The organism is Pseudocitrobacter sp. RIT415 (assembly GCF_003057695.2).
In the GTDB taxonomy this organism is placed as follows: Bacteria; Pseudomonadota; Gammaproteobacteria; order Enterobacterales; family Enterobacteriaceae; genus Pseudocitrobacter; species Pseudocitrobacter faecalis.
On sequence record NZ_QBJC02000031.1, the window covers coordinates 17,174 to 39,804 of the forward strand.

13 protein-coding genes are annotated in these 22,631 nt (G+C 56.6%); 11 read left to right on the forward strand and 2 right to left on the reverse strand.

Annotation, left to right across the window (positions count from 1 at the left end; translation table 11 throughout):
- The first annotated feature begins 170 nt into the window (after nucleotides 1-170).
- From DBY68_RS21420 to DBY68_RS21445, 6 genes are all read left to right on the forward strand, one after another.
- Nucleotides 171-1,427: a CmpA/NrtA family ABC transporter substrate-binding protein gene (locus DBY68_RS21420; RefSeq protein ID WP_108477106.1), complete on the forward strand. Its 1,257-nt coding sequence runs from the start codon at nucleotides 171-173 to the stop codon at nucleotides 1,425-1,427.
- Nucleotide 1,428: 1 nt separating this feature from the next.
- Entirely contained in the window at nucleotides 1,429-2,310 is an 882-nt protein-coding gene (gene ntrB, locus DBY68_RS21425) for a nitrate ABC transporter permease (protein WP_108477105.1), read from the forward strand.
- 10 nt (nucleotides 2,311-2,320) lie between these two features.
- On the forward strand, nucleotides 2,321-3,109 hold the full coding sequence (locus DBY68_RS21430) for an ABC transporter ATP-binding protein (protein WP_108477104.1): 789 nt from the start codon (nucleotides 2,321-2,323) through the stop codon (nucleotides 3,107-3,109).
- Nucleotides 3,110-3,120: 11 nt separating this feature from the next.
- Nucleotides 3,121-7,185: a nitrite reductase large subunit NirB gene (nirB, locus tag DBY68_RS21435; protein ID WP_108477103.1), complete on the forward strand. Its 4,065-nt coding sequence runs from the start codon at nucleotides 3,121-3,123 to the stop codon at nucleotides 7,183-7,185.
- On the forward strand, nucleotides 7,182-9,824 hold the full coding sequence (locus tag DBY68_RS21440) for a nitrate reductase (RefSeq protein ID WP_108477102.1): 2,643 nt from the start codon (nucleotides 7,182-7,184) through the stop codon (nucleotides 9,822-9,824). Before nirB ends, DBY68_RS21440 begins: the two co-directional genes overlap by 4 nt.
- A gap of 121 nt (nucleotides 9,825-9,945) precedes the next feature.
- Nucleotides 9,946-11,346 (forward strand): YchO/YchP family invasin, encoded by a 1,401-nt coding sequence (locus DBY68_RS21445; RefSeq protein WP_108477101.1) that lies wholly within the window; start codon nucleotides 9,946-9,948, stop codon nucleotides 11,344-11,346.
- Here DBY68_RS21445 and narL read toward each other — a convergent pair.
- Both narL and narX read right to left on the reverse strand, forming a co-directional pair.
- Entirely contained in the window at nucleotides 11,343-11,993 is a 651-nt protein-coding gene (gene narL / locus DBY68_RS21450; protein WP_108477100.1) for a two-component system response regulator NarL, read from the reverse strand. The genes DBY68_RS21445 and narL overlap by 4 nt on opposite strands.
- Complete coding sequence (gene narX / locus DBY68_RS21455) at nucleotides 11,986-13,782, reverse strand: nitrate/nitrite two-component system sensor histidine kinase NarX (RefSeq protein ID WP_108477099.1); 1,797 nt, start codon at nucleotides 13,780-13,782, stop codon at nucleotides 11,986-11,988. Before narX ends, narL begins: the two co-directional genes overlap by 8 nt.
- A gap of 310 nt (nucleotides 13,783-14,092) precedes the next feature.
- Between narX and DBY68_RS21465 the strand changes: the two genes are divergently transcribed.
- The 5 genes from DBY68_RS21465 (at nucleotide 14,093) to narI (ending at nucleotide 22,487) form a co-directional block, all read left to right on the forward strand.
- Nucleotides 14,093-15,484: a NarK family nitrate/nitrite MFS transporter gene (locus DBY68_RS21465; protein ID WP_108477097.1), complete on the forward strand. Its 1,392-nt coding sequence runs from the start codon at nucleotides 14,093-14,095 to the stop codon at nucleotides 15,482-15,484.
- Nucleotides 15,485-15,824: 340 nt separating this feature from the next.
- Nucleotides 15,825-19,568 carry a nitrate reductase subunit alpha gene (locus tag DBY68_RS21470; protein ID WP_108477096.1) on the forward strand — a complete coding sequence of 1,248 codons (3,744 nt, stop codon included), beginning with the start codon at nucleotides 15,825-15,827 and terminating at the stop codon, nucleotides 19,566-19,568.
- The gene (gene narH / locus DBY68_RS21475; RefSeq protein WP_108477095.1) at nucleotides 19,565-21,103 is read left to right on the forward strand and encodes a nitrate reductase subunit beta; all 1,539 of its coding nucleotides are present in this window, start codon (nucleotides 19,565-19,567) and stop codon (nucleotides 21,101-21,103) included. Before DBY68_RS21470 ends, narH begins: the two co-directional genes overlap by 4 nt.
- Complete coding sequence (narJ, locus tag DBY68_RS21480) at nucleotides 21,100-21,810, forward strand: nitrate reductase molybdenum cofactor assembly chaperone (protein ID WP_108477094.1); 711 nt, start codon at nucleotides 21,100-21,102, stop codon at nucleotides 21,808-21,810. Before narH ends, narJ begins: the two co-directional genes overlap by 4 nt.
- Nucleotides 21,810-22,487, forward strand: coding sequence for a respiratory nitrate reductase subunit gamma (gene narI / locus DBY68_RS21485; protein ID WP_108477093.1), 678 nt, complete (start codon nucleotides 21,810-21,812; stop codon nucleotides 22,485-22,487). Before narJ ends, narI begins: the two co-directional genes overlap by 1 nt.
- The last annotated feature ends 144 nt before the right edge of the window (nucleotides 22,488-22,631 follow it).

Below are 22,631 nucleotides of genomic sequence, written 5' to 3' on the forward strand. Positions count from 1 at the left end.
CCTGGCCACTTAATGCCGATTTGACGGTTATTCACGACCTGGCATCTGAATTGCATTATTCCCTGTAAATCATCGGTTGCGGGCCAACGGCGGCCTCAGACCATCAGGATAACGGCGTCCCGCAGTGTGTAAGCACTGCCGGGCGCTTTTTTTTATATGTGGGAGCAGCTATGGGCGATGCATTTTCACTCTCTCGACGGCGTTTATTACAGGCAGGGGCGGCATTGGGGGGCGCGATGTTGCTGCCGGGTTTGATGCATTCGGCGTGGGCGGCGGGCTCGGATAAGCCCGAACTGGAGACGGTAAGAGTGGGGTTTATCCCGCTAACCGATTGTGCACCGCTGGCAATTGCCTCGCTGAAGGGCTTTGACAAAAAGTACGGCATTACGCTTGTTCCCAGCAAAGAGGCGAGCTGGGCGGCGGTGCGCGACAAACTGGTCAATGGCGAACTGGATGCGGCGCATGTGCTCTATGGGCTGCTTTACGGGCTGGAGTTGGGTATCGCCAGTAAGCCGAAGGCGATGGCAAACCTGATGACCCTCAACCGCAACGGGCAGGCCATTACGCTTTCTGCTGAGTTACAGGAGAAGGGGGTGACAGACCTGCCGGCGCTGAAAAAGTTGATAGGTCAGAGCGCGCCGGGCGCTTATACCTTCGCCCACACCTTCCCGACCGGTACCCACGCCATGTGGCTCTATTACTGGCTGGCGAGCGGCGGCATTCATCCCTTTGACGATGTGCGCACCGTAGTGGTACCGCCGCCGCAGATGGTGATGAACATGCGCATCGGCAACATGGTGGGCTTTTGTGTTGGCGAGCCGTGGAACGCGCGGGCGATTAACGACCGCATCGGCTTCACGGCGGCGACCACGCAGGCTATCTGGCCGGATCACCCGGAGAAAGTGCTCGGCACGCGTCGTGAATGGGTGGAACAGAATCCCAATACCAGTCGCGCATTGGTCGCGGCGCTCATTGACGCCGCACGCTGGATTGAAGCGTCACCAGAAAATAAACGTGAAACCGCTCAGATCCTCTCGCGTCGCGGCTGGCTGAACACCAAAGAACAGTACCTCACAGGCCGCATGCTGGGTGAATACGACAACGGCATCGGCCGTCACTGGCAGGATACGCATCCTATGCGTTTTTACGCGGAGGGCGAAGTAACCTTCCCGTGGCTCTCCGACGGGATGTGGTTCTTAACCCAATTTCGCCGCTGGGGACTTCTTAAAACGCAACCCGATTATCTGGCCATCGCGCAACGCATTAACCGCACGGATATCTGGAAAGACGCGGCACAGGCGGTTGGCGGTATTACTCCGCCCTCAAGTCTGTTACGCAGCAGCACACTGATGGACGGAACGGTGTGGAACGGTAGCGACCCGGAAGGGTATGCCCGCAGCTTTTCCATTCAACGTAGAGGAGCCTGAGATGAAACAGATACTAAATGTCAAACCGGCTGCCGCACCGGCTATTCCGGGCGAAGTGATTACACTCCCGCCGGTACAGGTGCGCCGACGCGTGCCTCCTGCGGGACGCGTGTTGCGTAATATTGCCGAGCGTACCGTTCCTGCGGTACTGGGGCTGGGGTTGTTGGTGCTGGCCTGGCAACTTGCCGCTATTAACAGCAAAGGTTTTCCGACGCCGCTCAGCACACTGGATTCCGCGCTGACGCTGTTTGCTGACCCGTTCTATAACAATGGACCGAACGATGTGGGCGTGGGCTGGAATGTGCTGGCCTCTCTCCAGCGGGTGGCGGTGGGGTTTGGTCTCGCCGCGCTGGTGGGTATTCCCCTGGGATTCCTGATAGGACGTTTTCTCTTTTTCTCCCGCATGTTTTCGCCACTGATTGCGCTGCTGCGCCCGGTAAGTCCGCTTGCCTGGCTGCCGATTGGCCTCCTCCTGTTCCAGAAAGCGGAGCCTGCGTCCAGCTGGACCATTTTTATCTGCTCAATCTGGCCGATGGTTATCAATACCGCAGAAGGCGTGCGTCGTATTCCGCAGGACTACCTCAACGTCGCGCGCGTGTTACAGCTCTCAGAATGGACGGTGATGCGCAAGATCCTTTTCCCGGCGGTGCTGCCAGCGGTACTGACCGGCGTGCGTCTCTCCATCGGGATTGCCTGGCTGGTGATCGTCGCTGCCGAAATGCTCACTGGCGGGCTGGGGATCGGTTTTTGGATCTGGAATGAATGGAACAACCTCAACGTCGAAAACATTCTCATTGCCATCGTCATTATTGGCGTGGTTGGGCTGGTGCTGGAACAAGGGTTGATGCTGATCGCCCGCCGTTTCAGCTGGCAGGATAAATAAGGAGCACATAATGAAACCCTTAATTCAGGTTCAGGCTGTCAGCCAACGATTCCACACCACCAGCGGTGAATTTCTGGCGCTGCAAAACGTGTCGTTCGATATCCACGAAGGTGAAACGATAAGCCTTATCGGTCATTCCGGCTGTGGCAAATCGACGTTGCTTAATCTGATTGCCGGGATAACGCTCCCGACAGAAGGCGGGCTGATTTGCGACAACCGTGAAATTGCGGGCCCGGGCCCGGAGCGCGCCGTCGTTTTTCAGAACCACTCACTGCTGCCATGGTTAACCTGCTTCGACAACGTGGCGCTGGCGGTAGATCACGTTTTCCAGAGAAGCATGAGCAAAGCCGAACGTCACGACTGGATCGTTCACAATCTTGAGCGGGTGCAGATGGGCCATGCGCTGCATAAACGCCCGGGGGAAATCTCGGGCGGGATGAAGCAGCGCGTCGGCATTGCCCGCGCGCTGGCGATGAAGCCGAAAGTGCTGTTGATGGATGAGCCGTTTGGCGCACTGGATGCGCTGACCCGGGCACATCTTCAGGACTCAGTAATGCAGATTCAGCAGGCGCTCAATACCACCATTGTGCTGATTACCCACGACGTCGATGAAGCGGTGCTGCTTTCTGACCGGGTATTGATGATGACGAATGGCCCGGCGGCAACGGTCGGCGAGATTCTTGACGTCAACCTTCCGCGCCCGCGCAACCGCGTGCTGCTGGCCGATGACTCTCGTTACCACCATTTGCGCCAGCAAATTCTGCATTTCCTTTACGAAAAACAGCCCAAAGCGGCGTAAGGGGACGCGCGATGCGAAAACTGGTGATGATTGGCAATGGCATGGCGGCAACCCGTCTGGCAGAACGGTTGGTGAAGGTCGCGCCGGGGGCGTTTGCCATCACCTTAATTGGTGATGAACCCTATCAGGCCTATAACCGCATCCAGCTTTCACCCGTGCTGAGTGGTGAAAAAGTCTTCGGCCAGACGCTGCTGCAATCGCCTGAATGGTATGCGGAAAACAATATTCGCGTGCGGCAGGGCGAGACGGCGCAGCAGGTCTGCACGCGAACGCGGCGCGTTGTCACCTCCCATGGCGAATTGCCCTGGGATGAGCTGGTGTTTGCCTGCGGGTCGCTGCCGTTTATGCCGCCGTTTCCCGGCATTGCTTTGCCGCATGTCCACACCTTTCGCACCCTGGCGGATGTACAGGCCATGCTGGCGACACCCGGTGATACCGTGGTTATCGGCGGCGGTGTGCTGGGCGTGGAAGCGGCGGCGGCACTGGCGTTGAGAGGTGACAACGTCACGTTGTTGCATCGTGGCAACAAACTGATGGAACAGCAGCTCGACAGTCAGGCGAGTCAGCTACTGGTGCAAAACCTGCAAGCGCGAGGGATCCGTTGCGAACTCAACGCGAACGTGCGCGCGATTCGCGAGCGGTTTGTTGAACTCAAGGATGGCCGTTGCCTGCCCGCAGTACGCGTCGTTATTGCAGCCGGTGTCCGTCCCAATATTGCCCTGGCACAACGAAGCGGAATGCATTGCCAGCGAGGGATTGTGGTCAATCGCCAACTGGCAACGGCCGTGCCGGGTGTGAGTGCTATCGGTGAATGCTGCGAAATCGACGGGCAGACCTGGGGTCTCGTTGCACCTTGTTTGCAGCAGGCCGAGGTGCTCAGTGCGCGTCTTGCGGGCATGCCGCAGGTGGATTTTCACTGGCAGGATAGCGGCACTCGCCTGAAAGTGACCGGTATCGACCTCTTTAGCGCAGGCCAGGTAGAGGCGATTGGAAATGACGACGTCTGGTCTTCATTCGACCCACAAAGCGGCCATTATCGGCGTCTGCTGTTGCGCGATGGCAGGCTCCGCGGTGTGTTGCTGATGGGTGATTGCGCCGCTGCCGCCACGTTTACCGATCATATCCACTCCCTCCAACCCGCACAGCCGGGCTGGATATTCGACCAATTCACAGCGCAGCCAACGGCTGAAGGAAGACAAATCATGAGCAAACCAACACTTGCGGTGGTGGGGCATGGCATGGTCGGCCACCATTTTCTGCAGCAATGTGTACAACAAAACCTGCATGAGCACTATCAGATTGTGGTTTTCGGTGCTGAGCGTTATGCCGCCTACGACCGCGTACATCTCTCGGAATACTTCTCCGGGCGCGATGCAGCTTCATTATCGCTGGTGGAAGATGATTTCTTCACCACAAACGGCATCGAATTACGCCTTTCGCAGGCGGTGGCGGCTATCGACCCGCAAACGCACCTGCTGCGTGATGCACAGGGGCATGAACTGCATTGGGACAAACTGGTGCTGGCGACCGGCTCCTGGCCGTTTGTTCCGCCGATACCCGGTAATGATTTGCCGGGCTGCTTTGTCTACCGCACCCTGGACGATCTGGATGCCATTGCTGCGCATGCCAAAACGGCGACGCGGGGTGTGGTGATTGGCGGCGGACTACTGGGGCTGGAGGCGGCCAATGCGCTGCGCCAGTTAGGGCTGGAAACGCACGTGGTTGAGTTCGCGCCTAATCTGATGGCGTTACAACTCGATAACGGCGGCGCGGCGATGCTGCGTGAAAAAATCAGCGAATTGGGCGTGGGCGTGCACACCAGTAAGACGACGACCGCGATTGAACACACGGTGGAGGGCCTGACCCTGCGTTTTGCTGACGGCGAAACGCTGCTGACCGACATGGTGGTCTTTTCGGCGGGCATTCGTCCTCAGGATACGCTAGCCCGTAGCGGCAACCTGAGCGTGGGAGAGCGCGGAGGCATAATGGTGGATAACTACTGCCGCACCTCGGACGCTGATATTTTTGCCATTGGCGAATGCGCGCTGTGGGAAAACAAAATCTTCGGCCTGGTCGCGCCGGGTTACCAGATGGCGCGCACCGTGGCGGCGACACTTGCCGGTGCGGAACTGCCGTTTACTGGCGCAGATATGAGTACCAAGCTGAAGCTCTTAGGCGTTGATGTGGCGTCATTTGGCGACGCCCAGGGGCGCACGGCGGGTTGCCAGAGCTATCAATGGGTAGATGGCCCAGCGCAGGTGTACAAAAAAATTGTGGTGAGCGCCGACGGCAAAACGCTGCTCGGCGGTGTACTGGTGGGTGACGCCAGCGATTACCCTACGCTGCTTCAAATGATGCTCAATGCAATTGCGCTCCCGGCGCAACCCGCGTCGCTCATTTTACCCGCGGTTGAAGGGAGTGCGCCTAAAGCGCTGGGTGTGGCGGCGCTACCGGACAGCGCGCAAATATGCTCCTGTCATAACGTCAGTAAAAGTGATATTTGCCACGCGGTCCTGGAGGGCGCAACGGAGATGGGGGCCATCAAAAGCTGCACCAAAGCGGCAACGGGCTGCGGCGGATGCAGCGCACTGGTGAAGCAGGTGATGGAATTCCAGCTTGCCCGGCAGGGCGTTGAGGTTAAGAAAGACGTTTGTGAACACTTTGCGTATTCGCGACAGGACATTTATCACCTGGTGCGGGTTAACCGTATCCATACCTTTGAGCAACTGATTAGCCGCTACGGTCAGGGCGACGGTTGCGAAATCTGTAAACCGCTTGTGGCCTCTGTTCTCGCCTCTTGCTGGAATGATTATTTGCTGAAACCGGCACACTTACCGCTGCAGGATACCAACGATCGCTACTTCGCGAATATCCAGAAAGACGGTACCTATTCCATCGTGCCACGTATGGCTGCGGGCGAAGTGACGCCGGATGGCCTTATCACTATCGGGCAGGTCGCTAAGCGTTATCAGCTATACAGCAAAATTACCGGCGGCCAGCGAATTGATCTATTCGGCGCGCGTCTGGAGCAGTTGCCTGCCATATGGCGTGAGCTGATTGACGCCGGATTCGAAACCGGACACGCCTACGGAAAATCATTACGCACGGTGAAATCGTGCGTTGGTTCAACCTGGTGTCGCTACGGCGTGCAGGACTCCACCGCGCTTGCCGTGACGCTGGAGCATCGCTACAAAGGATTGCGCGCGCCGCATAAGATCAAAATGGCAGTGTCGGGATGCACTCGGGAATGCGCGGAAGCGCAGGGTAAAGATGTGGGTGTGATCGCTACCGAAAAAGGCTGGAATCTCTATTTGTGCGGCAATGGCGGTATGAAACCCCGTCATGGCGATCTCTTTGCCAGCGACCTGGATGACGCCACGCTGCTGCGTACCATCGACCGTTTTCTGATGTTCTATATTCGTACAGCCGACCGCCTGCAACGTACCAGCACCTGGATGGATAACCTTGAGGGGGGAATTGACTATCTGCGCGAGGTGATTCTTAACGATAGCCTCGGTATTGCCGACGAGCTGGAGCGGGAAATGGCGCGCGTCATCGACAGCTATCAGTGTGAATGGCGTACCACGCTGAACGACCCGCAGCGGCTGGCGTTGTTCCGCTCATACGTTAACAGCGACATGCCGGATGAGGCGGTACAGCGTCATGATGTGCGTGGGCAGTTGCAGCCGGTGGAGATGCCGGTTATGCCGACGCGTAATGTCAGCACAAAACCGTGGCAGGCGATTTGCGCGCTGACCGCGATCCCCGCTCAGGCCGGGATTGGCGCGCGCCTCGGTGAGATGCAAATTGCGTTGTTCCGCTTTGGCGAAAACGTCTATGCCCTTGATAACCTTGAGCCGGGTAGCCAGGCAAACGTCCTGTCACGCGGTCTGCTGGGTGATGCGGCGGGTGAACCCATTGTTATTTCGCCGCTCTACAAACGGCGTATTCGTCTGCGTGATGGCCGACAGTGCGATAGCGGAGAAGCTGTGGTGCGCGCCTGGCCGGTGAAAGTGGAGAACGGCACCGTGTGGGTCAGTAATCAGCCGTTACTGCTGCGCGCGGAGGCTTCATGACTGAAACCCGAACCACATGTCCCTACTGCGGCGTAGGCTGCGGAGTGATCGCGTGCGAAGAGAAGGGCGTGGTCAGCGTGCGTGGCGATGACGCGCACCCGGCCAATTTTGGTCGCCTGTGCGTGAAGGGCGCGGCGCTCGGTGAAACGACGGGACTGTCGGGCAGGTTGTTGCACCCGGAAGTAGCGGGGCAGCGCGTCAGTTGGCAGCACGCGATCGATGAGGCGGGGGGGCGCCTGCGGGCGATTATCGATGAACACGGGCCACAGGCGGTGGCGTTTTATGCCTCCGGGCAACTGCTGACGGAGGATTATTATGCGGCTAACAAGCTGATGAAGGGATTTATCGGCGCGGCCAATATTGATACCAACTCTCGTCTGTGTATGTCCTCGGCGGTGACGGGCTACAAACGCGCCTTCGGGGCGGATGTGGTGCCGTGTAGCTATGAAGATATTGAAAACAGCGACCTGGTGGTGCTGGTCGGCTCAAATGCTGCCTGGTCGCATCCGGTACTGTATCAGCGTCTGGTGAAAGCGAGGCAGATGAATCCGCAGATGCGGATTGTGGTTATCGATCCACGGCGTACTGCGACCTGCGATATCGCGGATAGTCATCTGGCCATTACGCCCGGTAGCGACGCCGGGCTATTCGTGGGGTTGCTGCGCGAAATTGCGCAGCAGGGGAAATTCGTTCAGAAATATGCGGATGCGCAGGCGGCAAGGAATTCTGCAGAGCCCTGGCCGGTGGAGCGGGTCGCGGCATTTTGTGACCTGACGGAGCGGGAAGTCACTGATTTTTATACGGCGTTTATCGCCGCGCCGCGCGTGGTTACGCTCTACACGATGGGCATTAATCAGTCCGCCAGCGGCAGCGATAAATGCAATGCAATAATCAATGTTCACCTGGCCTGTGGAAAATTCGCTCGACCCGGATGCGGGCCGTTTTCGCTGACCGGGCAACCGAATGCAATGGGAGGCCGGGAGGTTGGCGGCCTGGCGACGATGCTGGCGGCGCACATGAACTTTGAACCCGACGATTTGGCACGTGTTGCCCGTTTCTGGGGAACGGAACGGCTGGCGCAAACGCCGGGTTTGATGGCGGTCGATCTGTTTGCTGCGATTGGGCGCGGTGACGTCAAGGCCGTGTGGATTATGGGGACTAACCCGGCTGTCTCGTTACCGGACAGTCATGCGGTCTGTCAGGCGCTGGCGGCGTGTCCGCTGGTCATCGTCTCTGAGGTGGCCGCCGATACCGACACCTCGCGCTACGCGCATATTCGTTTTCCGGCCCTGAGCTGGGGCGAGAAAAACGGCACGGTGACCAATTCAGAACGACGTATTTCGCGTCAGCGCGCGTTTCTTCCTGCACCCGGCGAGGCAAAAGCCGACTGGTGGATTATCGCCCAAGTGGCGCGCGCGCTGGGCTTTGGCGAGGCGTTCCGCTGGCAGCATCCCCATGAGGTATTTTGTGAGCATGCTGCACTTTCCGGCTTCGAAAACCACGGCGAGCGCGCGTTCGATATTAGCGGGCTCGCGAACTTGACCCGTGCAGAGTGGGATTCGCTGGCTCCTGTACGCTGGCCAGTGCGTACTTGCGGTGACGCATTGGATCTCCTTTCGGGCTGGCGGGCGGATAAGCGGCTGCGAATGGTGCCCGTCGAACCGCAACCGACCCGGGCGCGCATCGGGCCGCTTTATCCTCTGCTGCTCAATAGCGGTCGTATTCGCGATCAGTGGCACACCATGACCCGCACAGGCACCGTGCCGCGTTTGATGCAGCATATTGCTCTGCCGACGGTGGAGGTTTCGGTTCAGGATGCAGACCATTTTCACCTTAGCGAAGGTGGTTTCGCCCGAATCACCTCAAGACAGGGTGTCATGGTGGCCAAAGTGTCGATTCAGGCAGGACAGCGAGCGGGCGCGCTGTTTGTGCCAATGCACTGGAATGCCTGCTTCGCGCGTCAGGGAAAAGTGAATGCGCTGGTTGAAGCGGTGACCGATCCGCACTCCGGGCAACCGGAAAGCAAACAGGTTGCGGTACGCATTGCGCCCTGGCAACCGGCGTGGCAAGGAGAATTGATTTCTCGTGAGCCGATTCCGCTACCGAATCACGTACAGTGGTGGCGTAAGGCGATTGACGGCTTACATCACCTGACGCTCTGCGGCGATAAGGTTATCTATCATGAGCTGCTGCGGTTTTGCCAGCAGCGCAACTGGCTGGTTCAGACCGCGCGGGCAGGATCACTTTGTCATTTGCTGGCATGGCATGAAGGCAGATTGATGCTCGGGCTGTGGAGCGCTGAAACATTGCCGGTTATCGAACTGGCGCTGATTAAGGCGGCGTTTAATAGCGCGCCACAAACGCCTGCGGATCGACATGCGTTATTAAATGGCCGCGTCAATGGGCAACCCGCACAGGGGCGAATTGTCTGTAGCTGTTTTAGCGTGGGGGAGACGCGAATTCGACAAGCCATCGCCGGGGGATGTACCTCTGTAGAAGCATTAGGACAAAAACTGAAGTGTGGGACAAACTGTGGTTCGTGTGTGCCGGAGTTGAGAGGGTTTATTTGTGATGGGAGCGGACACCCTCACCCTAACCCTCTCCCTGAGGGAGAGGGGACCGATCGCACTTACGTTTAGGATCTGCATCGTTTTCTCCCTCTCCCTCAGGGAGAGGGCCGGGGTGAGGGTATAGAACCAGAATTTTCCCGAAATCCCCCTTAGAGCTGAAATGGTTAAGCAAACGCGATAAACTAAAAAAATGCTTTTAGTCTCACGTTTCCGTTCTCCGTTCTGGTTGTTATTGCTGCTGGCGAGTGCCAGCGGCGCTGCGCGTTCATCTTTTATCCAGCAGGCCGAAAATCCCTTCGATAATAATCAGGATAATCTTCCCGATCTCGGCATGGCAAAAGAGAGTAATGAAGGCGAAAAGCACCTTGCCGAAATGGCAAAAGCCTTTGGCGAAGCCAGTATGGTTGATAACGGGCTGGATACCGGTGAGCAGGCGCGCATGTTTGCGCTGTCTAAGATCCGCGATCAGGTGAGCGGTGAGGTGAATCAGACGCTGGAAAACTGGCTGTCGCCCTGGGGCAATACCAGCGTGGCGCTGCAGGTGGATGATGACGGTGGTTTTACCGGTAGCCACGGTAGCTGGTTTGTGCCGTTGCAGGATCAATGGGATTACCTCACCTGGAGCCAGCTTGGTCTGGCGCAGCAGGATGAAGGATTGATCGGTAATGTGGGCCTGGGTCAGCGCTGGGTCGCCGGGAAATGGTTGCTCGGGTACAACACCTTTTATGACAATCTGCTGGATGAAAACCTCGACCGTGGCGGATTGGGCGCGGAAGCCTGGGGCGAGTATCTGCGTTTTTCCGCCAACTATTACCAACCGCTGCGTACCTGGTCCAATACAGAAGCGACGCTGCAGCAGCGTATGGCGCGCGGCTATGATGTCACCGCGCAGGCGTGGATCCCCTCTTATCATCACATCAATACCAGCCTGAGTCTGGAGCAGTATTTTGGCGATAATGTCGATCTGTTCCACAGCGGTACGGGGTATCACAACCCGGTAGCGGTTTCGCTTGGGCTCAATTATACGCCGGTGCCGCTGGTGACTTTCAGTGCGCAGCATAAGCAGGGCGAAAGCGGCGTCAGCCAGAATAATTTGGGGATGAAACTCAACTACCGGTTTGGCGTGCCATTGAAAAAACAGCTTCAGGCCGATGAAGTGGCGATGACGCGTTCCCTGCGTGGCAGCCGCTACGATAGCCCGGAACGCAATGCTTTGCCGGTGATGGAGTCGCGTCAGCGCAAAGATTTAACCGTCTACCTGGCAACGCCACCCTGGGATCTCAGCGGCGGCGAAACGGTGCAGCTTAAATTGCAAATCCGCAGTCTGAATGGGATTAAATCCCTCAGTTGGGAGGGGGATACTCAGGCTCTTAGCCTGACGCCGCCAGCCTCACGCAATAGCGCAAGCGGCTGGAGCATCATCATCCCCGAATGGGATTACAACGAAGGCGCCAGCAACCGCTGGCATCTGAAAGTGGTGGTGGAGGATAAACACGGTCAGCGTGTGTCGTCGAATGAGATTACTTTGTCACTGACCGAGCCGCTTGTCAGCTTCCCAGAAGAAGGGAATAGCTGGCAGGCGAATCCTTAGAAGATGCGTTCCTGGTGAACCCAAACGGCGGCTTCAACGCGGGATTTCAGCTTCATTTTCTTCAGCATATGCTTCACGTGCACTTTCACCGTGCTTTCTGTGATATCCAGACGGCGGGCGATCATTTTATTGGGCAGACCCTGTGCAATCAGTTTCAGAATATCGCGCTCGCGCGGGGTAAGCTGATTGATATCGCGGTCTGACGTGGCACGGTTGGCGCGCAGGCTGGCAGCCAGCACAGGCGTTAATGCTTCACTCAGTACCATCTCACCGGCAGCGGCCTGTTGCAGCGCTTTCAGCAAGTCTTCTGGTTCCATATCTTTTAGCAGATAACCATCTGCGCCGCGCTTCAGGGCGGTGACCACATCTTCTTCATGATTCGAAACACTGAACACCACCACGCGGCCAGAAAGGCTTTTTTCGCGCAGTTTGTCGAGGGTTTCCAGGCCATTCATACCGGGCATGTTGAGATCAAGCAGGATCAGATCGGGATCGAGCGCTTCAGCCAGTTCAATGCCTTGCTCGCCATTGCTGGCTTCGCCAACGACCTGAATATCCGGCGCCATACTGATGAGCTGTTTTACGCCAGTACGGAGCATCGGATGATCGTCAATTAACAGGATAGTTGCCCGTTCCTGATTACTCATGGATATCTCCTTGTTGAGTTGAGAGAGGTTTTTCAGGGATAAACGTGACCACCACTTCGGTGCCGCCGCTTTCACGGCGTCGCACCTGGCAGTCGCCGCGCAGGCTCTGCGCGCGGTCACGCATAATGATGAGTCCGTAATGGTTGCTGCGCTCGGCGTGAACCGGTACCCCGCAGCCGTTGTCCGCCACCACCAGTTTGACCTGATTATCCTGCTGCGTGACGGTAACTTTGACTTCAGTGGCCTGCGCATGCTTAAGGGAATTACTCAGCGCTTCGCGGGCAATTTGTAAGACGTGGATTGCCTGATGTGACGGAACATAGCGTGGTGGCAACTGATAATCGAGCTGCACCGGGAAACCAAAGTGCGCGCTGTACTCCTGACAGCTGGCTTCCAGCGCCGGCCGCAAACCCGGCTCGGTAAGCTGTAAACGGAAGGTCGTCAGCAGTTCGCGTAATTGCGCCCACGACGTGTTCAATTCGTTACGAATTTGCCCCAGCAGCTCACGGCTTTCGGGCGACAAGTCTGCGCCCTGCATTTGCAGGCAACTGACCTGCATCTTCATACAGGAGAGTGATTGGGCGATAGAGTCATGCAGTTCGCGGGCGATGGTGGCGCGCTCTTCCATTACAATCAGTTGTTGCTGGCGCTCCTGGTGTCTGTCAAGCGCCAGCGTTGCGGTCAACTGTTCCAGCAGCGTGTCGACCAGCTGTTGCTGATCGTGGCTGAGCTGGCGGCCATGCGGTAACGTCGCCAGTAAAATACCGTATTGATTGTGGCTATCGGTTAAGCGCCATTTCAGCGTGCTGCCGCCGTCCGGCGTCAGGAGATCGTCACGCGGACACAGATAGCAGCCTTTATCATCGCAGGCCATGCCGGAGTGGCAGCTGAATTCCTGATGATTCTCTTCATCTTCAATATCGTAAACGCGCACTTCGATTTCGCGCAGTGGGGTTAAACCTTGCAGACCGTTCAAAACCGGCGAAATACGCTCACAGAGCGGGGCATTGGCGTGCAGGCGACGATTGGCCTGCCAAAGGAACGCGAGAATGGCATTTTTCTGCTCCAGTCCCGCTGTTTTTTCCTGAACCCGGCGTTCCAGTGATGCGTAACTTTCCGCCAGCTCCTCCGACATATTATTCAGTGCCATGCCGAGGGTTGCCATTTCATTGCGGCCGCTGATCTGCGCGCGCTGGGTAAAATCGCGATGACTTACGGCGCGCGCCATGCTCAACAGTTGCTGCCACGGACGCAGCAGGCGGGCGCGCAGCCAGATAACGGTGAACAGCAGTAACAGCGCCATAATTGCCGCCATCGCACGGTGAACCCAGACAACGTGGTGAATGCGTTTTTCCGTGGTGTGGTCAAAGGCAGTGACCAGTTGGTCAATGCGCCCAACAAAATTAGCCACTTCATCCGCAACCGCTTCCTGACTGTGCGCCTGGCGGATCCCCGGTGCCAGGCTGGACTGCCAGTATTGTTGCAATGCCAGCAGTTGCGCCTGCTGACCGTCGCGTCGCGCGGCGACGATGAGCTCGGGGCTAAATACGGTGGCACGCATCTCATCAAACAGTGCGTTGTCATGCTCATTAATCGGGATAGCGGCAAGCAGTCGGTAGCTTTGCATACGCAGCGAGCCGGCTTTATTAATGGCGTGCGCGCTCCCCTGAACGCCATCAACCAGGCGGCCAGAAGTGATCATGCCCGCCACGCCGATGGCAGTAGAGAGCAGGACGATGAGTGCCAGTTGATTAACCAGCGTCAGTGGTGTAAACAGACGTTTAAACATATACAGCAGGATCCCTGACGGGGTGATTCCCCGGTAGTGGCGTTATTTTCGGCTATCGCCTGGAGTATACCCATACCCCTAAAGGATTACCCCTTAATTGCCATGATAGTAGAGAAGTTCACAGGACAGGAGTATATCCCTTTCAGCCATGTGAAATATCAGGTCTTTTTACACATAAAGGTCTACTCATTAAGGGTAATGATGTATTTTTGCGCAGAATAATGACGACTTTTCCTTTGATTTATATCAACTTACCTCGCGGTGTAAACCCTATTGTGCCAGTGGTTGATATTAATAATCAGAGGTGTCTATGAGTCACTCAACTACCCCGGAACGGGCAAGCGGCGCAGTTATTACTGACTGGCGCCCGGAAGATCCCGAATTTTGGCAGTCGCGCGGTCACCGCGTCGCCAGCCGAAATTTATGGATCTCCGTACCGTGCTTGCTGTTGGCGTTTTGTGTGTGGATGTTGTTTAGTGCCGTCGCGGTGAATTTACCGAAAGTCGGCTTCCAGTTTACTACCGATCAGTTGTTTATGCTGACGGCGCTGCCTTCGGTGTCGGGTGCGCTGCTGCGTGTACCTTACTCCTTTATGGTGCCGCTGGTGGGCGGTCGCCGTTGGACGGCGTTCAGCACCGGGATCCTTATCATCCCTTGTGTGTGGTTAGGCTTTGCGGTGCAGGATACTTCTACGCCGTTTAGCACCTTTATCATTATCTCTTTGCTGTGTGGTTTTGCCGGCGCGAACTTCGCTTCCAGTATGGCAAACATCAGTTTCTTCTTCCCGAAAGAGAAACAGGGCGGGGCGCTGGGTATTAACGGCGGCCTGGGGAATATGGGCGTGAGCGTCATGCAACTGGTTGCACCGCTGGCGATTTCCCTTTCTATCTTTGCGGCGTTTGGTAGCCAGGGCGTTGAGCAGCCGGATGGCACCCAGCTTTATCTGGCGAATGCGGCGTGGATTTGGGTACCGTTCCTGGCATTCTTCACCCTCGCGGCCTGGTTTGGCATGAACGAACTGGCTGCGTCGAAAGCGTCCCTGCGCGAGCAGTTACCGGTTCTGAAACGCGGCCACCTGTGGATCATGAGCTTGCTGTATCTGGCAACGTTCGGCTCGTTTATCGGTTTCTCTGCCGGTTTCGCGATGCTGTCGAAAACTCAGTTCCCGGAAGTGCAGATTCTGCATTACGCCTTCTTCGGCCCGTTTATCGGTGCACTGGCGCGTTCTGCGGGTGGGGCGATATCCGACCGTCTGGGCGGCACGCGTGTTACGCTGATTAACTTTATCCTGATGGCGGTCTTCAGTGCGCTGCTGTTTATGACCCTGCCTGCTGATGGTGTGGGCGGTAACTTCACCGCGTTCTTCGCTGTCTTCCTGGTGCTGTTCCTGACCGCCGGGCTGGGTAGCGGTTCTACCTTCCAGATGATCTCCGTTATCTTCCGTAAGCTGACGATGGATCGTGTTAAAGCCGAAGGCGGTTCTGAAGAGAAAGCGATGCGTGAAGCCGCGACCGATACGGCGGCCGCGCTGGGCTTTATTTCCGCGATTGGCGCAATCGGCGGCTTCTTTATTCCAAAAGCTTTCGGTACATCTCTGGAATTAACCGGTTCTCCGGCTGGGGCGATGAAAGTCTTCCTCGTGTTCTATATTGCCTGTGTGTTTATTACATGGGTGGTATACGGGCGTAAAACTAAAAAATAAGTACGACTTTTTGATTATCAGGCGCGAGGAATCGCGCCTTTTTTTTGCCTGATAAAAGGCGGTACGCCGACGGATAAAAATCATCTACCCCTTAATACCATTAACATCTCTACATGGGATGTTAAATCGTAAAATACTCACAAAAAAGCTTATATAACAGCAAGTTAAAATGCATAAAATACTACCACCAAGGTGGTATATGTAAAATTTCGTGTGATTGCTAAGCCGATTCATCTTGATCCCCATCAATTCCCTTCTTCTTTCAGAGCGTTAATTTCGCTGCAAATTCAGCAATGTCGATTTATCAGAGAGCCGACAGGCTCCAAACAGGAGAGACCCGATGAGTAAATTCCTGGACCGGTTTCGCTACTTCAAACAGAAGGGTGAAACTTTTGCCGATGGGCACGGACAGATTCTGAATACCAACCGGGATTGGGAAGATGGATACAGAAGCCGCTGGCAGCATGACAAAGTCGTACGTTCTACCCACGGGGTGAACTGTACCGGTTCATGCAGCTGGAAAATCTACGTAAAAAATGGCCTCGTGACCTGGGAAACCCAACAAACCGACTACCCGCGCACCCGCCCGGATTTGCCTAACCACGAGCCACGCGGCTGCCCTCGCGGCGCCAGCTACTCCTGGTACCTCTACAGCGCCAACCGTCTGAAATATCCGCTGATGCGTAAACGCCTGATGAAAATGTGGCGTGAAGCGAAAGTGCAGCACAGCGATCCGGTTGCAGCCTGGGCATCCATCATTGAAGATGCCGATAAAGCGAAAAGTTTCAAGCAGGCGCGTGGTCGCGGCGGTTTCGTGCGCTCCTCCTGGCAGGAAGTGAATGAGCTGATTGCGGCGTCAAACGTCTATACCGTTAAAACCTACGGCCCTGACCGCGTGGCAGGCTTCTCGCCGATCCCGGCGATGTCGATGGTCTCTTACGCCTCCGGCGCGCGTTATCTGTCGCTGATTGGCGGTACCTGCCTGAGCTTCTATGACTGGTACTGTGACTTGCCGCCAGCGTCGCCGCAGACCTGGGGCGAGCAGACGGACGTCCCGGAATCTGCCGACTGGTATAACTCTAACTACATCATCGCCTGGGGCTCTAACGTGCCGCAGACGCGTACCCCGGATGCACACTTCTTCACTGAAGTGCGTTACAAAGGGACCAAAACTGTTGCCATTACCCCGGACTACGCTGAAATCGCCAAACTGTGCGATCTGTGGCTGGCGCCGAAGCAGGGTACCGACGCCGCGATGGCGCTGGCGATGGGGCACGTGATGCTGCGTGAATTCCACCTCGATAAACCGAGCCAGTACTTTACTGACTACGTTCGTCGCTACACCGACATGCCCATGCTGGTGATGCTGGAAGAGCGTGACGGTTACTACGCGGCGGGCCGTATGCTGCGTGCTGCCGATCTGGTCGATGCGCTGGGTCAGGAAAATAACCCGGAATGGAAAACTGTCGCCTATGACGAACAGGGTGACATGACCGCGCCGAACGGCTCTATCGGTTTCCGCTGGGGCGATAAAGGCAAATGGAACCTCGAACAGCGTGACGGTAAAACCGGTGAAGACGTTCAACTGCGTCTGAGCCTGCTGGGCAGCCACGATGACATTGCACAGGTCGGTTTCCCGTACTTTGGCGGCGACGGCACCGAGCACTTCCAGAGCGTGGAGCTGGAAAATATCCTGCTGCACAAACTGCCGGTAAAACGCGTTCAACTGGCCGATGGTAGCACCGCATTGGTGACCACCGTTTATGACCTTACGCTGGCGAACTATGGTCTGGAACGTGGTCTGAATGACGAAAACTGCGCCACCAGCTACGACGACATGAAGGCCTACACCCCGGCCTGGGCGGAGAAAGTGACGGGCGTTTCCCGCGCACACATCATCCGTGTCGCACGTGAGTTTGCGGATAACGCCGATAAGACGCATGGCCGTTCGATGATCATCGTCGGTGCCGGTCTGAACCACTGGTATCACCTGGACATGAACTACCGTGGCCTGATCAACATGCTGATCTTCTGCGGTTGCGTTGGCCAGAGCGGCGGCGGCTGGGCACACTATGTGGGCCAGGAAAAACTGCGCCCGCAAACCGGCTGGCAGCCGCTGGCGTTTGCCCTTGACTGGCAACGTCCGGCGCGTCACATGAACAGCACCTCGTACTTCTATAACCACTCCAGCCAGTGGCGTTACGAAACCGTCACGGCGGAAGAGCTGCTGTCGCCGCTGGCAGACAAATCCCGCTACACCGGCCACATGATTGACTTCAACGTGCGCGCCGAACGTATGGGCTGGCTGCCGTCTGCGCCGCAGTTAGGTACAAACCCACTGCGCATTGCCGAAGAAGCGGAAAAAGCGGGTATGAATCCGGTGGATTACACCGTGAAGTCCCTGAAAGAGGGCTCTATTCGCTTTGCGGCTGAACAGCCGGAAAACGGTAAAAACCACCCGCGTAACCTGTTCATCTGGCGTTCAAACCTGCTGGGCTCCTCCGGTAAAGGCCATGAGTTCATGCTGAAATATCTGCTGGGTACTGAGCACGGTATTCAGGGGAAAGATCTTGGCAAACAGGGCGGCGTGAAACCGGAAGAAGTGGAATGGCAGGACAACGGCCTCGACGGCAAACTGGATCTGGTGGTCACGCTGGACTTCCGTCTGTCGAGCACCTGTCTCTACTCTGACATCGTGCTGCCAACGGCGACCTGGTATGAAAAAGACGACATGAATACCTCGGATATGCATCCGTTTATTCATCCGCTGTCTGCCGCGGTTGACCCGGCCTGGGAATCGAAAAGCGACTGGGAAATCTACAAAGGTATCGCGAAGAAATTCTCCGAAGTGTGCGTTGGTCATTTAGGCAAAGAAACCGACGTGGTGACGCTGCCAATTCAGCACGACTCCGCCGCCGAACTGGCGCAGCCGCTGGATGTGAAAGACTGGAAAAAAGGCGAGTGTGATCTGATCCCGGGGAAAACCGCGCCGCACATTCTGACCGTTGAGCGCGACTATCCGGCAACGTACGAGCGCTTCACCTCTATCGGCCCGCTGATGGAGAAAATCGGTAACGGCGGTAAAGGCATTGCCTGGAACACCCAGAGCGAGATGGATCTGCTGCGTAAGCTCAACTACACCAAAGCGGACGGCCCGGCGAAAGGCCAGCCGATGCTGAATACGGCGATTGATGCGGCAGAGATGATCCTGACGCTGGCACCGGAAACTAACGGTCAGGTTGCCGTGAAGGCGTGGGCCGCACTCGGTGAGTTTACCGGTCGTGACCATAAACATCTGGCGCTGAACAAAGAAGACGAGAAGATTCGCTTCCGCGACATTCAGGCGCAGCCGCGCAAAATCATCTCCAGCCCGACCTGGTCTGGCCTTGAAGATGAGCACGTTTCTTATAACGCCGGTTATACCAACGTTCACGAGCTGATCCCATGGCGTACGCTCTCTGGTCGTCAGCAGTTGTATCAGGATCACCAGTGGATGCGTGATTTCGGGGAAAGCCTGCTGGTTTACCGTCCGCCGATCGACACCCGTTCGGTGAAAGAAGTGATGGGTCAGAAATCTAACGGTAACCCGGAAAAAGCCCTGAACTTCCTGACGCCGCACCAGAAGTGGGGGATCCACTCCACCTACAGTGACAACCTGCTGATGCTGACCTTAGGTCGCGGCGGCCCGGTCGTGTGGATGAGCGAAGTTGACGCCAAATCGCTGGGTATTGCGGATAACGACTGGATTGAAGTCTTCAACAGCAACGGTGCGTTAACTGCCCGTGCGGTGGTCAGCCAGCGTGTACCGGAAGGGATGACCATGATGTACCACGCGCAGGAACGTATCGTGAACCTGCCTGGCTCAGAAATCACCAGCCAGCGTGGCGGGATTCATAACTCTGTGACGCGTATCACGCCGAAACCGACGCACATGATCGGCGGCTATGCGCAGTTGGCCTATGGCTTTAACTACTACGGTACCGTCGGCTCGAACCGCGATGAGTTTGTTGTGGTACGTAAGATGAAGAACATTGACTGGTTGGATGGCGAAGGCAATGACCAGGTACAGGAGAGCGTAAAATGAAAATTCGTTCACAAGTCGGCATGGTGCTGAATCTGGATAAGTGCATCGGTTGCCACACCTGTTCAGTCACCTGTAAAAACGTCTGGACCAGCCGTGAAGGCGTGGAGTACGCGTGGTTCAACAACGTGGAAACCAAGCCGGGTCAGGGGTTCCCGACCGACTGGGAAAACCAGGAAAAATACAAAGGCGGTTGGATCCGCAAAATCAACGGCAAAATCCAGCCGCGCATGGGTAACCGTGCGCTGCTGCTGGGTAAAATCTTCGCTAACCCGCATCTGCCGGGCCTCGATGATTACTACGAGCCGTTTGATTTTGATTACCAGAACCTGCACACCGCACCGGAAGGCAGCAAAGTGCAGCCGATTGCTCGCCCGCGCTCGCTGATCACCGGTCAGCGTATGGCGAAAATCGAGAAAGGCCCGAACTGGGAAGATGACCTGGGCGGCGAGTTTGAGAAGCTGTCGAAAGACAAAAACTTCGAGAACATGCAGAAGGCGATGTACGGCCAGTTCGAGAACACCTTCATGATGTACCTGCCACGTCTGTGCGAGCACTGCCTGAACCCGGCATGTGCGGCGACCTGCCCGAGCGGGGCTATCTATAAGCGTGAAGAAGACGGCATCGTGCTGATCGACCAGGATAAGTGCCGCGGCTGGCGTATGTGTATCACCGGCTGCCCGTACAAAAAAATCTACTTCAACTGGAAGAGCGGCAAGTCTGAGAAGTGCATTTTCTGTTATCCGCGTATCGAAGCTGGTCAGCCGACCGTGTGCTCCGAAACCTGCGTGGGCCGTATCCGTTATCTGGGCGTGCTGCTCTATGATGCGGACGCGATTGAACATGCCGCCAGCACTGAGAACGAGAAAGATCTCTATCAGCGCCAACTGGACGTGTTTCTCGATCCGAACGATCCGAAAGTGATTGAGCAGGCGCTGAAAGATGGCATTCCGCAGGGCGTAATCGAAGCGGCCCAGCAGTCTCCGGTATACAAAATGGCCGTTGACTGGAAGCTGGCGCTGCCGCTGCACCCGGAATACCGTACGCTGCCAATGGTATGGTACGTGCCGCCGCTGTCACCGATTCAGTCGGCGGCGGATGCGGGTGAACTGGGCAGCAACGGCATTCTGCCGGACGTCGAAAGCCTGCGTATTCCGGTTCAGTATCTGGCGAACCTGCTGACCGCTGGTGACACCCAGCCGGTACTGCTGGCACTGAAACGTATGCTGGCGATGCGTCACTTCAAACGTGCGGAAAACGTTGACGGTGTGGTGGATACTCGCGCGCTGGAAGAAGCCGGCCTGACCGAAGCTCAGGCGCAGGAGATGTATCGCTACCTGGCTATCGCCAACTACGAAGACCGTTTCGTGGTACCGAGCAGCCACCGTGAGCAGGCGCGTGAAGCCTTCCCGGAAAAAAGCGGATGCGGTTTCAGCTTTGGCGATGGCTGCCACGGTTCAGACAGCAAATTCAACCTGTTCAACAGCCGCCGCATTGATGCTATCGATGTGAGCAGCAAAACGGAGCCGCACGCATGATTGAGTTACTCGTCATTTCGCGTCTGCTCGAATACCCGGATGCTGCCCTGTGGCAGCATCAGGACGAGGTTTTCGAGGCTCTCGCGTCTTCAGAAAAACTCGACAAAGAGGATGCCCAGAAGCTGGGCGTTTTCCTGCGCGATTTGACCGCGCAGGATCTTCTCGATGTTCAGGCGAATTACAGCGAGCTGTTCGATCGTGGCCGTGCCACGTCGCTGCTGCTGTTCGAACACGTTCACGGTGAATCCCGCGACCGTGGTCAGGCGATGGTTGACCTGATGAACCAGTATGAGCAGCACGGTTTGCAACTGGATAGCCGCGAGCTGCCGGATCATCTGCCGCTGTATCTGGAATATCTTGCTCAACTACCGGAAAACGAAGCCATGGGTGGATTGCAGGATATTGCGCCGATTCTGGCCCTGTTAAGCGCGCGTTTGACGCAGCGTGAAAGTCATTATGCGGTGCTGTTTGATGCGTTGCTGAAAATGGCCAACAGCCAGGTAGACAGCGACAAAGTGGCAGAAAAAATCGCTGACGAAGCGCGTGATGATACGCCACAGGCGCTGGACGCCGTCTGGGAAGAAGAGCAGGTGAAATTCTTCGCAGACCAGGGCTGCGGCGAGTCTGAAATTGCCGCTCACCAACGTCGCTTTGCGGGGGCTGTTGCGCCGCAATATCTGAATATCTCTAACGGAGGAGAGCGATAATGCACTTCCTGAATATGTTTCTCTTCGATATCTACCCGTACATTGCGGGCTCAGTGTTTCTGATTGGTAGCTGGCTGCGTTATGACTATGGTCAGTACACGTGGCGCGCGGCCTCCAGCCAGATGCTGGATCGCAAAGGGATGAACGTGGCGTCGAACCTGTTCCACCTGGGGATTCTGGGGATTTTCGCCGGTCACTTCCTGGGAATGCTGACGCCGCACTGGATGTATGAAGCGTGGCTGCCGATTGAAGTGAAACAGAAGATGGCGATGTTTGCCGGTGGCGCAAGCGGCGTGCTGTGCCTGATTGGCGGGGTGCTGCTGCTGAAACGCCGTCTGTTCAGCCCGCGCGTACGTGCGACATCTACCGGCGCGGATATTCTGATCCTGACGCTGCTGGTGGTACAGTGTGCGCTGGGTCTGCTGACCATTCCGTTCTCCGCGCAGCATATGGACGGTAGCGAGATGATGAAACTGGTAGGGTGGGCGCAATCCGTGGTGACCTTCCACGGTGGTGCATCCGCGCATCTGGACGGCGTGGCGCTAATCTACCGCGTTCACCTGGTGCTTGGCATGACGCTGTTCCTGCTGTTCCCGTTCTCACGTCTGGTACACATCTGGAGCGTGCCGGTGGAATATCTGACACGTAAGTATCAGATTGTGCGTGCACGCCACTAAGCGCGTTTAGCGTTGACGACAAACCCTGCTTCGGCGGGGTTTTTTTATGGGGATCGTGCGGCGTTTTCCCCTCACCCTAGCCCTCTCCCTGTACAGTCCGGGGACATAGTGAACACTTGTTCGGAGACATGGTAGACACTTACA